The organism is Pantoea sp. NSTU24, from assembly GCF_050157905.1.
Lineage (GTDB): Bacteria > Pseudomonadota > Gammaproteobacteria > Enterobacterales > Enterobacteriaceae > Pantoea.
This window is the reverse complement of sequence record NZ_JBKIWZ010000001.1, coordinates 3,291,793-3,305,133: the sequence shown is the minus strand read 5'-3', so window position 1 is coordinate 3,305,133 and position 13,341 is coordinate 3,291,793. Positions and strand designations below refer to the sequence as shown.

13 protein-coding genes are annotated in these 13,341 nt (G+C 56.1%); 8 read left to right on the top strand and 5 right to left on the bottom strand.

Annotation, left to right across the window (positions count from 1 at the left end; translation table 11 throughout):
- Positions 1–83 precede the first annotated feature (83 nt).
- The 4 genes from yidC to rpmH are packed head-to-tail and all read right to left on the bottom strand — an operon-like array spanning position 84 to position 2,468.
- Positions 84–1,730 (bottom strand): membrane protein insertase YidC, encoded by a 1,647-nt coding sequence (gene yidC, locus ACLHDD_RS15770; protein WP_427104823.1) that lies wholly within the window; start codon positions 1,728–1,730, stop codon positions 84–86.
- Positions 1,731–1,732: 2 nt separating this feature from the next.
- A complete protein-coding gene (gene yidD / locus ACLHDD_RS15765) occupies positions 1,733–1,990 on the bottom strand; it encodes a membrane protein insertion efficiency factor YidD (RefSeq protein WP_008926397.1) in 258 nt (85 codons plus the stop codon).
- Positions 1,954–2,313, bottom strand: coding sequence for a ribonuclease P protein component (rnpA, locus tag ACLHDD_RS15760; RefSeq protein ID WP_008926396.1), 360 nt, complete (start codon positions 2,311–2,313; stop codon positions 1,954–1,956). Before rnpA ends, yidD begins: the two co-directional genes overlap by 37 nt.
- Positions 2,314–2,327: 14 nt before the next feature.
- Positions 2,328–2,468 carry a 50S ribosomal protein L34 gene (gene rpmH, locus ACLHDD_RS15755; RefSeq protein WP_003849659.1) on the bottom strand — a complete coding sequence of 47 codons (141 nt, stop codon included), beginning with the start codon at positions 2,466–2,468 and terminating at the stop codon, positions 2,328–2,330.
- Positions 2,469–3,065: 597 nt separating this feature from the next.
- Here rpmH and dnaA point away from each other — a divergent pair.
- The 7 genes from dnaA to ACLHDD_RS15720 all read left to right on the top strand — a co-directional run bounded on the left by dnaA (position 3,066) and on the right by ACLHDD_RS15720 (position 12,288).
- A complete protein-coding gene (gene dnaA / locus ACLHDD_RS15750) occupies positions 3,066–4,481 on the top strand; it encodes a chromosomal replication initiator protein DnaA (protein ID WP_313656133.1) in 1,416 nt (471 codons plus the stop codon).
- Positions 4,482–4,485: 4 nt separating this feature from the next.
- Positions 4,486–5,586: a DNA polymerase III subunit beta gene (gene dnaN / locus ACLHDD_RS15745; protein ID WP_313656132.1), complete on the top strand. Its 1,101-nt coding sequence runs from the start codon at positions 4,486–4,488 to the stop codon at positions 5,584–5,586.
- A gap of 232 nt (positions 5,587–5,818) precedes the next feature.
- Positions 5,819–6,904: a DNA replication/repair protein RecF gene (recF, locus tag ACLHDD_RS15740; RefSeq protein ID WP_427104822.1), complete on the top strand. Its 1,086-nt coding sequence runs from the start codon at positions 5,819–5,821 to the stop codon at positions 6,902–6,904.
- 18 nt (positions 6,905–6,922) lie between these two features.
- Entirely contained in the window at positions 6,923–9,331 is a 2,409-nt protein-coding gene (gene gyrB, locus ACLHDD_RS15735; protein WP_427104821.1) for a DNA topoisomerase (ATP-hydrolyzing) subunit B, read from the top strand.
- A 192-nt stretch (positions 9,332–9,523) separates the two neighbouring features.
- Complete coding sequence (locus ACLHDD_RS15730; protein ID WP_427104820.1) at positions 9,524–10,003, top strand: YhcH/YjgK/YiaL family protein; 480 nt, start codon at positions 9,524–9,526, stop codon at positions 10,001–10,003.
- Positions 10,004–10,102: 99 nt separating this feature from the next.
- Entirely contained in the window at positions 10,103–10,912 is an 810-nt protein-coding gene (gene yidA, locus ACLHDD_RS15725) for a sugar-phosphatase (protein WP_367395952.1), read from the top strand.
- A gap of 116 nt (positions 10,913–11,028) precedes the next feature.
- Positions 11,029–12,288 (top strand): DUF3748 domain-containing protein, encoded by a 1,260-nt coding sequence (locus ACLHDD_RS15720; RefSeq protein WP_427104819.1) that lies wholly within the window; start codon positions 11,029–11,031, stop codon positions 12,286–12,288.
- On the opposite strand, the gene ACLHDD_RS15715 is transcribed toward ACLHDD_RS15720, so the two are convergent.
- Complete coding sequence (locus tag ACLHDD_RS15715; RefSeq protein WP_427104818.1) at positions 12,263–12,631, bottom strand: YceK/YidQ family lipoprotein; 369 nt, start codon at positions 12,629–12,631, stop codon at positions 12,263–12,265. The genes ACLHDD_RS15720 and ACLHDD_RS15715 overlap by 26 nt on opposite strands.
- A 290-nt stretch (positions 12,632–12,921) precedes the next feature.
- Between ACLHDD_RS15715 and ibpA the strand changes: the two genes are divergently transcribed.
- Positions 12,922–13,338, top strand: coding sequence for a small heat shock chaperone IbpA (ibpA, locus tag ACLHDD_RS15710; RefSeq protein WP_009088277.1), 417 nt, complete (start codon positions 12,922–12,924; stop codon positions 13,336–13,338).
- The last annotated feature ends 3 nt before the right edge of the window (positions 13,339–13,341 follow it).

The following is a 13,341-nucleotide window of genomic DNA, read 5'->3' as shown; positions in this document are numbered from 1 at the left end:
TTCTCTCGCTACAAAAAACACAGGCGGTCGCTTTGACCGCCTGAGATTAGACTTTTTCCGCGCGGGACAGTGCCCGCGAGGGCTTACGCTTTCTTCTTGTCGCGGCTATGCAGACCACGTTTTTCCAGGCCGCGATAGATCAGCTGCTGCTGAAGAATGGTGACCAGGTTGCTGACGATGTAGTACAGCACCAGACCTGACGGGAACCACAGGAAGAAGACGGTGAAGATCACAGGCATATAGGTCATGATCTTCTGCTGCATCGGATCGGTCACGGTGGTCGGTGACATCTTCTGAATGAAGAACATGGTGATGCCCATCAGAATCGGCAGGATGTAGTACGGGTCCTGCGCTGACAGGTCATGGATCCAGAGTACAAATGGCGCATGACGCAGTTCAACCGAGCCTGACAGCATATAGTAGAGCGCCAGGAAGATTGGCATCTGAATCACCAGTGGCAGACAGCCACCCAGCGGATTCACTTTCTCTGCTTTATACAGGGCCATCATTTCCTGGCTCTGCTTCTGCTTGTCATCACCCAGGCGCTCACGCATCGCCTGAATTTTTGGCTGCAGCATGCGCATCTTGGCCATCGAGGTGTACTGCGCTTTAGTCAGCGGGTACATGATGCCGCGCACGATGAAGGTGATGACGATAATGGAGAAGCCCCAGTTACCGATAAAGCTGTGGATGAATTTCAGCAGCTTGAACAGCGGCTGAGAGATAAACCACAACCAGCCGTAATCGACGGTCAGATCAAGGTGCGGCGCAATCGCAGCCATCTTGTCCTGAATTTCCGGACCGACCCACAGCGTTGCACCCAGGTTCTGCTGTGCGCCTGCGGCAATGGTGACCGGTGCAGATTTGTAGCCAATTGCCGCCACGCCATTACCCAGATTGCTGGTGTAAAGGGTGTTGGTGCCGTCGGTACGCGGAACCCAGGCAGTTGCAAAGTACTGCTGCAGCATAGCTACCCAGCCGTTGCTGGTCGTCGTGCTCAGGTTCTCGTTATCCGCGATGGTGTCGAATTTATACTTCTCATATTTCGAATCGCTGGTGGAGTAAGCCGCGCCACGGAAGGTATGCAGAGCAAAGTTGTTGCTGCCGGTATCGCGATGCTTAGGCAGGTCAATAGTCTGCTTCAGCTGGCCAAACAGGGACACTTCCAGCGGCTGCTGGGTGGTGTTGTTGACATGATAATCGACATTAACGGCATATTCGCCACGCTTGAAGATGAAGGTTTTGGTGTAAACCACCCCATTTTCAGCAGTAAAGGTCATTGGCACACGCAGTTCGGACTGGCCATCGGCCATCTCGAAGTGATCCTGCGCGGCAGTGAACAGCGGACGCGCGCCGTTGTTCGGGTTATCCGGGCCGTTACGACCGGTTAATCCGCTCTGAGCCTGATAAACAAACGCTGGCGTCGTTTCAAGCAGCTGGAACGGCTGATCAGAACCCAGTTTGTCCGGGAAAGTCAGCAGCTGAGCCTGCTCAACATCACCGCCGCGGGTGTTGATATTCAATGACAGGACATCAGTCTTAACGGTGATCGTCTGGCCCTGACCGCTGGCCGGTACACCCTGACTGGCGGTATCACCCGCTACGCTGTTGGTGCCTTGTGTGGTCTGCGTCTGCTGAGGCTGCGGAGCGTGGTCCGTCTGCCAGGCTTGCCAGATCATAAAGGACACGAACAGAAAAGCGATGAGAAAGAGATTGCGTTGCGAATCCATCGTTAATGTTCTCTGGTATCAAAGGTTTTTGGCGGCACAGGATCGTCACCACCCGGGTTCAAGGGGTGGCATTTTAATACGCGTTTTAATGTCAACCAACTGCCTTTTATCAGGCCAAACCTGCGTAACGCCTCAATTCCATAATGAGAGCAGGTAGGATGAAACCGACAGTGTGGTCCCAGTAATGGACTGATACCGCGTTGATAGACGCGTATCAGGACGATCAGGAGCCGCGCGCCAGGCGACAGTGACGACGCCATAATTTCTCCAACGCTTCCGCCAGCATACGGTTGTCCAGGTCGGCAACCCCCTTCTTCGCGACAACCACGAAGTCCATCGACGGCAGTTCATGCTGACGCAGGCGAAAGCTTTCGCGGGTCAATCGCTTGATCCGGTTGCGTTCATGCGCACGTTTAACATGTTTTTTAGCGACGGTAAGACCGATGCGGGGATGCCCCAGCGCATTAAGGCGGCCGAGAATAGTGATTTGCGGCGTGCCAGCCCGTTGTGGCTGCTGGAAGACGAAAGTGAAATGAGTGGGAGTTAACAAACGTAACTCCCTGGGAAATGCGAGCTTACCCATCAGGGCTTGCTTTATTACTTAGAAACGGTCAGACGAGAGCGGCCTTTAGCACGACGACGTGCCAGAACCTGACGACCATTTTTTGTTGCCATACGAGCACGGAAACCGTGTGAACGGTTGCGCTTCAGTACGGACGGTTGAAAAGTGCGTTTCATGGCGGTTTCTACCTAAACTTGAAAATTTTCACTGGGTGACGCGTTTCGGGCCAGTAAATCGACCGACGCCTCAATGTGTCTTTAATAAAGAGGCGGGATTGTAATAATTGTACAGTCCCGAGTCAATTTACTTCGCGTGTAACGGTACCTGAAAACCCGCATACAGCCCGCTGAGTTCCGACATTTCGCCTCCGGGCATAATGTCGGGTGGAGAATTATACGGGCTCCGCACTAAAGCGCAAGGATCGCCCGGGATCTTATTGCGATCGTCAGCGGGGATCCTGGGGATAAAATGAGATACCGCCCGAAATTTTGACGGATTACGCCAGATCCCTGGGGGTTTTTCCCGCAACTGGCGTAAACTTTGTTGCGCACTTCCGGCCTGTGGATAAAAACGATCAAAACTGTGTAGAAAGGGAAGATCTCTGCCTCGCTTTGCGCTATGATCCGCCCTTCCGCTGACGATCCTCCCGGGATTGCAGGATGGAAAACCGCTGATAGCGGTCGCAGGCGCTTTCTTAGTGTCTGTGTCAAAAATGAACGTTTCTTAGAGTAACGCCTACTATTCTTTTCGAATTTGTACGAGTGGAGTCCGCCGTGTCACTTACGCTTTGGCAACAGTGTCTTGCCCGTTTGCAGGATGAGCTTCCTGCCACCGAATTCAGCATGTGGATCCGTCCACTGCAGGCTGAGTTAAACGACAATACGCTTGCCTTGTATGCTCCAAATCGCTTCGTACTCGACTGGGTTCGGGACAAATATCTCAACAGCATTAATGCCCTGCTGAATGAATTCTGCGGGCCGAATGTGCCGGCGCTGCGTTTTGAAGTCGGTACGCGTCCGGTTCAGCAGCCTGCGGCCGCGGTGAGCCAGCCGGTTATGGCGAGCGTCAGCGCGCCCGTAATGCCGGTGCAGAGCCACGTGAGTCCGGCACCAGCGCAGATCGTACGTCCCAGCTGGGATAACGTTCCGGCACCTGCCGACGTCACGTATCGCTCGAATGTGAATAACCGTCATAACTTCGATAACTTCGTCGAGGGTAAATCCAACCAGCTGGCGCGCGCGGCGGCACGCCAGGTGGCGGATAATCCTGGCGGTGCTTATAACCCGCTGTTCCTTTATGGCGGCACCGGTCTCGGTAAAACGCACCTGTTGCACGCGGTGGGCAACGGCATTATTGCCCGTAAACCCAACGCCAAAGTGGTGTATATGCACTCCGAGCGTTTTGTGCAGGATATGGTCAAAGCCCTGCAGAACAATGCGATCGAAGAGTTTAAACGCTACTACCGCTCTGTGGATGCGCTGCTGATCGATGACATCCAGTTCTTTGCGAATAAAGAGCGTTCACAGGAAGAGTTTTTCCACACCTTTAATGCCTTGTTAGAGGGTAATCAGCAGATCATCCTGACGTCGGATCGCTACCCGAAAGAGATTAACGGTGTCGAAGATCGTCTTAAATCGCGTTTCGGCTGGGGATTAACGGTGGCCATTGAGCCTCCTGAGCTGGAAACCCGTGTTGCGATCCTGATGAAAAAAGCGGACGAAAATGACATCCGTCTGCCAGGTGAAGTCGCCTTCTTTATTGCCAAGCGTTTACGTTCCAACGTGCGTGAACTGGAAGGGGCGCTGAATCGCGTAATCGCGAATGCTAACTTCACCGGCCGGGCGATCACCATCGACTTCGTCCGTGAAGCGCTGCGCGATCTGCTGGCGCTGCAGGAAAAGCTGGTCACCATTGATAATATTCAGAAGACCGTCGCGGAGTACTACAAAATCAAGGTTGCGGATCTGCTCTCCAAGCGCCGTTCGCGCTCGGTAGCGCGTCCGCGCCAGATGGCGATGGCGATGGCGAAAGAGTTGACGAACCACAGCCTGCCAGAAATTGGTGATGCTTTTGGGGGTCGCGACCATACTACGGTGCTTCATGCCTGCCGCAAGATTGAGCAGCTGCGTGAAGAGAGCCACGATATCAAAGAAGATTTCTCTAATCTCATCAGAACATTATCTTCCTGACGCTATGAAATTTATTGTTGAACGTGAGCAGCTGCTGAAGCCGCTGCAACAAGTAAGTGGCCCACTGGGTGGTCGTCCGACGCTGCCAATCCTCGGAAACCTGCTGCTGCAGGTGACGGAAGGTTCGCTGTTGCTGACCGGTACCGATCTGGAAATGGAGATGGTCGCGCGCGTGGCGCTGACGCAGGCGCACGAACCGGGTGCCACCACCGTTCCGGCCCGGAAATTTCTCGATATCTGTCGCGGATTGCCGGAGGGTGCAGAAATTACGCTGTCGCTGGAAGGTGATCGTATGCTGGTGCGCTCTGGCCGCAGCCGCTTTTCACTGTCGACGCTGCCCGCCAGCGACTTCCCGAATCTGGACGACTGGCAGAGTGAAGTGGAATTTACCCTGCCGCAGGCGACGCTGAAACGGCTGATCGAAGCGACCCAGTTCTCGATGGCGCATCAGGACGTGCGTTACTACCTCAACGGCATGATGTTTGAAACCGAAGGGGAAGAGCTGCGCACCGTCGCGACCGATGGTCACCGTCTGGCTGTCTGCTCAATGCCGATCGGTCAGGCGCTGCCGAGCCACTCTGTCATTGTGCCACGTAAAGGCGTGATTGAGCTGCTGCGACTGTTGGATGGCGGTGAGACGCCGCTGCAGGTGCAGATTGGTGGCAGCAATATCCGGGCACACGTGGGCGACTATATCTTTACTTCCAAGCTGGTGGATGGCCGTTTTCCCGATTATCGCCGCGTACTGCCAAAAAATCCGGACAAGGCGCTGGAAGCGGGCTGCGACCTGCTTAAACAGGCTTTTGCGCGTGCTGCGATCCTCTCGAATGAGAAGTTCCGGGGTGTTCGCCTCTACATCACCGAAAATCAGCTGAAGATCACCGCGAATAACCCTGAACAGGAAGAAGCGGAAGAGATGCTGGATGTCAGCTACAACGGCACCGAGCTGGAAATCGGCTTTAACGTCAGTTACGTGCTGGATGTGCTGAATGCGCTGAAATGTGAGAACGTCCGTCTGCTACTGACTGACTCGGTGTCGAGCGTGCAGATTGAGGATGTGGCGAGTCCTGCCGCGGCCTATGTCGTGATGCCCATGCGCCTGTAGAATATATCGGCCTGGCTTACTTGCCAGTCTGATTCCGGGCAGTGCTCGTCCCTGGTCACATACTTCAGTATGCTCCCAGGGCCTGTACGCTGGCCGTCATCAGACTGGCGGCGACGCCGACGGCCTGGTGACGCAGATACCGGGTAAACCCTGTCCCGGCATTAACGTTCTGGATCGCGAAAAGGCAAAACCCATTTCATCCCGATCACTGCCCTTCACGCTGGATTGATTCATGGCTTTAACCCGCCTTCTTATCAAAGATTTTCGTAATATCGAGCAGGCTGACCTGCAGCTGGCGCCAGGCTTTAACTTTCTGGTTGGGGTCAACGGCAGCGGCAAAACCAGCGTGTTAGAGGCCATTCATACGCTGGGGCATGGCCGGTCGTTTCGCAGCCTGCAGGCGGGGCGCGTCATTCGTCACGACGAGGCAGCCTTCGTGCTGCACGGACGGCTGGAAAGCAAAGAGCGGGAGATTTCGGTCGGGCTGACCAAAAACCGCGCCGGTGACAGCAAGGTTCGCATTGACGGCAGCGATGGTCACAAGGTCGCGGAGCTGGCGCAGCTGCTGCCGATGCAGCTGATTACGCCGGAAGGCTTCAGTCTGCTCAACGGCGGCCCCAAATACCGCAGAGCCTATGTCGACTGGGGCTGTTTTCACAATACGCCCGGTTTTTTTAACGCATGGAACAATCTGCGTCGCCTGCTTAAGCAGCGAAACGCCGCGCTGCGCCAGGTTTCACGTTACAGTCAGATTCGCCCCTGGGATCAGGAGCTGGTCCCGCTGGCAGAACAAATCAGTCAATGGCGCGCGGAATACAGCGCGGCGATTTCTGCAGAGATCACCGCTACCTGCAGCCAGTTCCTGCCGGAATTTGAGCTGCGCTTCTCTTTCCAGCGCGGCTGGGACAGGGAGAGCGACTATGGCGAGCTGCTGGAGCGTAATTTTGAACGCGATCGTGCGCTGACCTATACCGCCAGTGGCCCGCACAAAGCCGATTTCCGTATTCGGGCTGAAGGGACGCCGGTAGAAGATTTACTCTCACGCGGGCAGTTAAAACTGCTGATGTGTGCATTGCGTCTGGCACAGGGCGAGTTCCTGACAAGCCAGAGCGGACGCCGCTGTATTTACCTCATTGATGACTTTGCTTCTGAGCTGGATGAAAGCCGCCGTCGCCTGCTGGCGGAGCGGTTAAAAGCCACCCGGGCTCAGGTATTTGTCAGCGCCATTTCGGCCGGACATGTAATCGACATGAGCGACGAAAAGGGCAAGATGTTCCGCGTGGAACAGGGTAAAATAGCGGTTCAACCTGAAGATTAAAATGAGCGAGAAACGTTGATGTCGAATTCTTATGACTCCTCAAGTATTAAAGTCCTGAAAGGGCTTGATGCGGTACGCAAACGCCCGGGCATGTATATCGGCGATACCGATGACGGTACCGGTCTGCATCACATGGTATTCGAGGTCGTGGATAACGCAATCGACGAAGCGCTCGCTGGTCACTGTAGTGACATCGTGGTTACCATCCACGCGGATAACTCCGTTTCGGTGCAGGATGATGGACGCGGCATTCCTACCGGCATTCACGAAGAAGAGGGCGTTTCCGCCGCTGAAGTGATCATGACCGTGCTGCATGCGGGCGGTAAGTTCGATGACAACTCCTATAAAGTTTCCGGCGGTCTGCACGGCGTGGGTGTTTCTGTCGTTAACGCCCTGTCGCAGAAGCTGGAGCTGACCATCCGTCGCGAAGGCAAAGTGCACCAGCAGATCTACGTCCACGGCGTCCCTGAGTCACCGCTGGCGATCACCGGTGATACTGATTTAACCGGTACCCGCGTGCGTTTCTGGCCGAGCTATGAAACCTTTACTAACGTTCGCGATTTCGAGTATGACATTCTGGCAAAACGCCTGCGTGAACTCTCGTTCCTGAACTCGGGCGTTTCAATCCGTCTGGAAGATAAGCGGGATGGCAAAAGCGATCACTTCCATTACGAAGGCGGCATCAAAGCGTTTGTTGAGTATCTCAACAAGAACAAAACCCCGATCCACCCGACCGTGTTCTACTTCTCTAACGAGAAAGATGGCATCGGTGTGGAAGTGGCGCTGCAGTGGAACGACGGCTTCCAGGAAAATATTTACTGCTTCACCAATAATATTCCACAGCGCGACGGCGGTACGCACCTGGCCGGTTTCCGTGCGGCAATGACCCGTACCCTGAATGCCTATATGGATAAAGAAGGGTACAGCAAGAAAGCCAAAGTCAGCGCCACCGGTGACGACGCCCGTGAAGGCCTGATCGCCGTAGTATCGGTGAAAGTGCCGGACCCGAAATTCTCCTCACAGACCAAAGATAAGCTGGTTTCTTCCGAGGTGAAATCGGCCGTTGAACAGCAGATGAACGAACTGCTGGCCGAATACCTGCTGGAAAACCCGGCAGACGCCAAAATCGTGGTTGGCAAAATCATTGACGCCGCCCGTGCCCGTGAAGCGGCACGTCGCGCCCGTGAAATGACCCGTCGTAAAGGCGCGCTGGATCTGGCGGGTCTGCCGGGCAAACTGGCGGATTGCCAGGAGCGCGACCCGGCGCTTTCTGAAATCTACCTGGTGGAGGGTGACTCCGCAGGCGGCTCGGCTAAACAGGGCCGTAACCGTAAGAATCAGGCGATTCTGCCGCTGAAAGGTAAGATCCTGAACGTCGAGAAAGCGCGTTTTGACAAGATGCTCGCGTCGCAGGAAGTCGCGACGCTGATTACCGCACTGGGTTGCGGCATTGGTCGCGATGAGTACAACCCGGACAAGCTGCGCTATCACAGCATCATCATCATGACCGATGCCGACGTCGATGGTTCACACATCCGTACCCTGCTGCTGACCTTCTTCTATCGTCAGATGCCGGAGATCATTGAGCGTGGCCACGTCTATATCGCTCAGCCGCCGCTCTACAAAGTGAAGAAAGGCAAGCAGGAGCAGTACATCAAAGATGATGAGGCGATGGATCAGTATCAGATCGCTATCGCGCTGGATGGGGCAACGCTGCACACCAATGCCAGCGCGCCAGCCCTGGGCGGTGAGCCGCTGGAATCACTGGTATCTGAATTCAACAGCACCCAGAAGATGATCAAGCGGATGGAACGCCGTTATCCGGTTGCCATGCTGCGTGCGCTGATTTATCACGACACGCTGAGCGATCTGGGCAACGAAGCGGACGTTACCGCCTGGCTGAACGGTCTGGTGAGCTATCTGACCGAGCGCGAAGCCCACGGCAGCACCTGGCTGGCCCAGGTGCGTGAAAACCGCGAGCAGAACCTGTTCGAGCCGGTGCTGCGCGTGCGGACTCACGGTGTGGATACTGACTATCCGCTGGACGCCGAGTTCATCCAGGGCCCTGAATACCGCAAAATCTGCGCACTGGGCAGCAAGCTGCGCGGTCTGCTGGAAGAAGATGCGTACATCGAGCGTGGCGAACGTCGTCAGCCGGTGGCGAGCTTCGAACAGGCGATCGAGTGGCTGGTTAAAGAGTCGCGTCGCGGCCTCTCTGTCCAGCGCTATAAAGGACTGGGCGAGATGAACCCGGATCAGCTGTGGGAAACCACCATGGATCCGGACAGCCGTCGTATGCTGCGCGTCACCATTAAAGATGCAATTGGTGCCGATCAGCTTTTCACGACGCTGATGGGTGATGCGGTCGAACCGCGCCGCGCCTTCATCGAAGAGAATGCGCTGAAAGCGGCCAACATCGACATTTAACCGACAGCCCCTGTCGCGCAGGCCATCACCCCGGTGATGGCCTTTTTTTGTACCGTACGGGCGGAAACCCGGACGCGCCCGCCCTGCGGCCCGTGCGCTGCGATCCCGATCACGTTTTAACCTGGCCAGCTCCCTTACTCTTGCCTCGCTTTGCGCTATTCCGGCGCATACGTCATAAAAGGGAGTTACACCATGATTGTTTGCGATCGTCACGACTGGGAAAGAGAACGTCACGCCTTTCATCCGGTCGTTGATCAGGCGATAAGCTGGATTGCCGGCACGGATTTCAGCCAGCTGGATACCGGGAAATATGCGATTCTGCCCGACGACAAAATGTTCTGTCTGGTGCAGGAGATGATGACCGAACCCGCCAGCGCGCGCCGTGCGGAGTCGCACGTTAACTACGTTGATATTCAGTATCTGCTGGCAGGCACCGAGAACATCGGCGTAGCCCGCGCCCACCCCGATCAGACGATCACCGAAGATTTTGCTCAGCAGCGCGACGTGGTGTTTTATCAGGAGACGCTGAACGAGTCGGTGATTACGCTGATACCCGGTATGTTTGCCCTCTTCTTCCCGCACGACATTCACCGCCCCTGCTGCGCGCCAGGCGAACCGGCAACTATCCGAAAAGCGGTGATTAAAATCCATCGCGATTGCTTTACCGCCTGACCCTGACGAGCAGAGTGCCGTTTCCACCTGCCATGAAACTGGTCAATGTGCGCTGAATCGCGCTAGCATTGAGTAAAACCCAAGCGCAACGAGGACTCTATGGCTATTAAATTGATCGCTATCGATATGGATGGCACCCTGCTCAATCCTCAACATGAGATCACGCCAGGGGTAAAATCTGCCCTGGATCGTGCCCGCGAGAAAGGGGTAGCGATTGTGCTGACCACGGGCCGTCCGTTCGTCGGCATCCAGCGCTATCTGATGGAGCTGGATATGCAGGTGCCCGGCCAGTACGCGATCAGCAACAACGGTGCGCTGGTTCATCAGGCTGAAAATGGCGACTGCGTGGCGGAAGTGACGCTGACCTTTGACGACTACCTCTATGTTGAGAAGCTGGCGCGTGAGCTTGGCGTCCATTTTCAGGCGTTCGATAAATCCCATCTCTACACTCCCAACAAAGACATCAGTGAATTCACTATTCACGAGGCGAGCCTGACCGGTATTCCGGTGCGCTACCGCGCCGTCGAAGAGATGGATCGCGCCATGCGTTTTCCGAAACTGATGATGATTGATCGACCCGCCCTGCTTGATGCAGCGATTGCCCGCCTGCCTGAACAGGCTAAGCAGACCTACACCATTCTGAAGAGCGCCCCCTATTATCTCGAAATTCTCGATCGTCGCGTGAACAAAGGCCAGGGCGTCAGAATGCTGGCAGAGAAACTCGGCCTGAAGCAGGAAGAGGTCATGGCGATTGGCGACCAGGAGAATGACCTGGCGATGATCGAGTACGCTGGCACGGGCGTTGCGATGGGCAATGCCATCGATTCGGTGAAACAAATCGCCCAGTTCATTACCAGAACCAATATGGAAGATGGCGTAGCCCATGCCATTGAAGAGCTGGTGCTGTAACCTGCCTGTTCTCCGCCGGGCCGTATGGGCCCGGCTTTCTGAGCCTGGCAAAAAAGCTGCACCGCGCAACAGAATCGCGTAATTTGTCCGGCAACGCTTTCTCCGCAGGTTTTATCATGTCAGAAAAACAGATCACTTTTGCTGCCCGTCATCATCAGCTCACCAATATCAATGTCTGGACCGCCGACAGCCAGTGGCTGGCCTTTGACGTGCGTCCCGCTGGTGCCTCATTTACCAGCCAGACCATCGAGCGTGTCAATGTGATGACCGGTGAGGTGGAGGTGCTCTACCGGGCACAGCATGGGGCCCACGTTGGGGTGGTCACCGTCAGCCCGGATCTGCCGCCGCGCTACGTCTGCATTCACGGCCCCGAACATCCCGATGCCGGCTGGCAGTATGACTTCCACCACCGACGCGGCGTCATTGTGCAGAACGGGGCGGCGGTCAACCTGGATGCCTGCGATATCACCCCCCCCTTCACGCCCGGCGCCTTGCGCGGTGGCTCGCATGTTCACGTCTTCAGCCCGGATGGTTCGCGTCTGAGCTTTACCTACAATGACCATGTGATGCATGAGCGGGACAGCCGTCTCGATCTGCGTAACGTTGGCATTGCCGTACCGCTGCGCGCGGTAAAGCCCGAAAAGCAGCATCCGCGCGAATATGACGGTAGCTATTTTTGCCTGCTGATAAGCCAGACACAGGCGGACCCGGAGCCCGGCAGCGATCAGATAAACCGGGCCTATGAGGAGTGCTGGGTCGGTGAGCGGGGCTATCAGAAAGCGGACGGCAGCTGGCAGCGCTGGGCCATCGCCTTTATCGGTGACACGCTGACGGCGCAGGGTGAGAAACGCCCTGAACTCTTTATTGTTGACCTGCCCGAGGCGCTGGAGGATTACGCCCGTCCCGGAAAGCGGCCGCTGGAAGGCAGTAGCCAGCAGCTCCCTGCGCCACCCGCCGGCGTGCAGCAGCGTCGCCTGACGCACAGCAGAGGCGTCGCCTTGCAGCCCCGCCACTGGCTGCGCGCCACGCCCGATGGTCGCCAGATTGCATTTCTGATGGCCGATGCCGGACAGATCGTTCAGCTCTGGACGGTGTCCCCGCAGGGTGGTGAACCGCGACAGATCACCCGGCTCAGCCACAGCATCCAGTCCGCTTTCAGCTGGCATCCGGACGGAGAGGCGGTCGCCTTTATCTGTGATAACAGTGTGATGCGATGTGACGCAGAGAGCGGCGCCTGTCAGCGGCTGACGCCGCGCACCGACGATGCGCCGTCGGGCGACGCGGTAGTCTGGTCACCGGACGGCAGGCAGATTGCCTATATGCGTGAGGTTGCGGGCTGGCGGCAGCTCTTTACGGTTGCGGCTGAGATGCCATAGCAGGCATGGGCTGCGCCTGCGCCAGGCTTTCCTGCGTATGCGCCAGCCTTTCTCTCTGCAGAATGCGCTCCCGCGGTGAGTCGAGGGATTTATCTTTGTCGCTGCGATAGTAGTCCCACGGCAGCAGCAGCGTATCCAGCACGGCAGAGAAAGGAAGATCGATGAGCGCCAGCGGCTTGAGCGCCCAGCTGGTCTGATCGTCGGTCAGCATATCGGCGCTGGCACGGGTACCCGGATAGTAGCCCTGACTGGCACCGGTGTGAGACATCATGCTGGAGCAGCCCGTTGTCGCCATTGTGCAGCAAATCATTCCAGCCAGAGGTAAAAGCTTCAACAATTTCATTATCATCATCCCTTCAGCCATGGCAGACGCCTGGCTGAGTTGGCCTGCCAGACAACGTCAACACTCTGGGGCGAAGTCCGCTCGGGTCTGGCAAAAGTAATCCTGAGTGTATGTCATTTCTTCAGATTGGCGAAAAAAATTGCGTTTTGCCCTCTTGAAAATTCGCATCTGGCACCCATTTTTAGTGTACGGACGCACTCATCGTTGCCGTAAGGGAGGATGAGGTGCCGTAATCAGCCTGTCCAGTCGTGGAAGGTTGCCAAAACTTGCTGAATTTCAGGAGTCTTAATATGCGTAATTTTGATCTCACCCCACTTTATCGCTCTGCCATCGGTTTTGACCGCCTGTTTAACCTGCTCGAATCAAACCAGAATCAGAGCAACGGCGGCTATCCTCCCTACAATGTCGAACTGGTCGATGAAAATCACTATCGCATCACGATTGCGGTAGCCGGTTTTTCTCAGAGCGAACTGGATATCACGGCGCACGATAACGTGCTGACTGTGCGGGGTGCCCATCCGGAAGAGCAGGCCGAGCGTAAATACCTGTATCAGGGCATTGCCGAACGCAACTTTGAGCGCAAATTCCAGCTCGCCGACCACATCGTGGTACGCGACGCCCGTCTCGAAAATGGTCTGCTGAGCATCGACCTTGAACGTCTGGTGCCCGAAGAGGCGAAACCACGCCGTATTGAGATTCTGAAGTAATCG

Bases quoted from the DNA above. Each gene is read 5' to 3' on its own strand.
- ACLHDD_RS15715 (WP_427104818.1), bottom strand. From the start codon at position 12,631: ATGAAATTGTTGAAGCTTTTACCTCTGGCTGGAATGATTTGCTGCACA.
- yidC (WP_427104823.1), bottom strand. From the start codon at position 1,730: ATGGATTCGCAACGCAATCTCTTTCTCATCGCTTTTCTGTTCGTGTCC.
- gyrB (WP_427104821.1), top strand. From the start codon at position 6,923: ATGTCGAATTCTTATGACTCCTCAAGTATTAAAGTCCTGAAAGGGCTT.
- ACLHDD_RS15730 (WP_427104820.1), top strand. From the start codon at position 9,524: ATGATTGTTTGCGATCGTCACGACTGGGAAAGAGAACGTCACGCCTTT.
- rpmH (WP_003849659.1), bottom strand. From the start codon at position 2,468: ATGAAACGCACTTTTCAACCGTCCGTACTGAAGCGCAACCGTTCACAC.
- rnpA (WP_008926396.1), bottom strand. From the start codon at position 2,313: ATGGGTAAGCTCGCATTTCCCAGGGAGTTACGTTTGTTAACTCCCACT.
- ibpA (WP_009088277.1), top strand. From the start codon at position 12,922: ATGCGTAATTTTGATCTCACCCCACTTTATCGCTCTGCCATCGGTTTT.
- dnaN (WP_313656132.1), top strand. From the start codon at position 4,486: ATGAAATTTATTGTTGAACGTGAGCAGCTGCTGAAGCCGCTGCAACAA.
- ACLHDD_RS15720 (WP_427104819.1), top strand. From the start codon at position 11,029: ATGTCAGAAAAACAGATCACTTTTGCTGCCCGTCATCATCAGCTCACC.
- recF (WP_427104822.1), top strand. From the start codon at position 5,819: ATGGCTTTAACCCGCCTTCTTATCAAAGATTTTCGTAATATCGAGCAG.
- yidA (WP_367395952.1), top strand. From the start codon at position 10,103: ATGGCTATTAAATTGATCGCTATCGATATGGATGGCACCCTGCTCAAT.
- yidD (WP_008926397.1), bottom strand. From the start codon at position 1,990: ATGGCGTCGTCACTGTCGCCTGGCGCGCGGCTCCTGATCGTCCTGATA.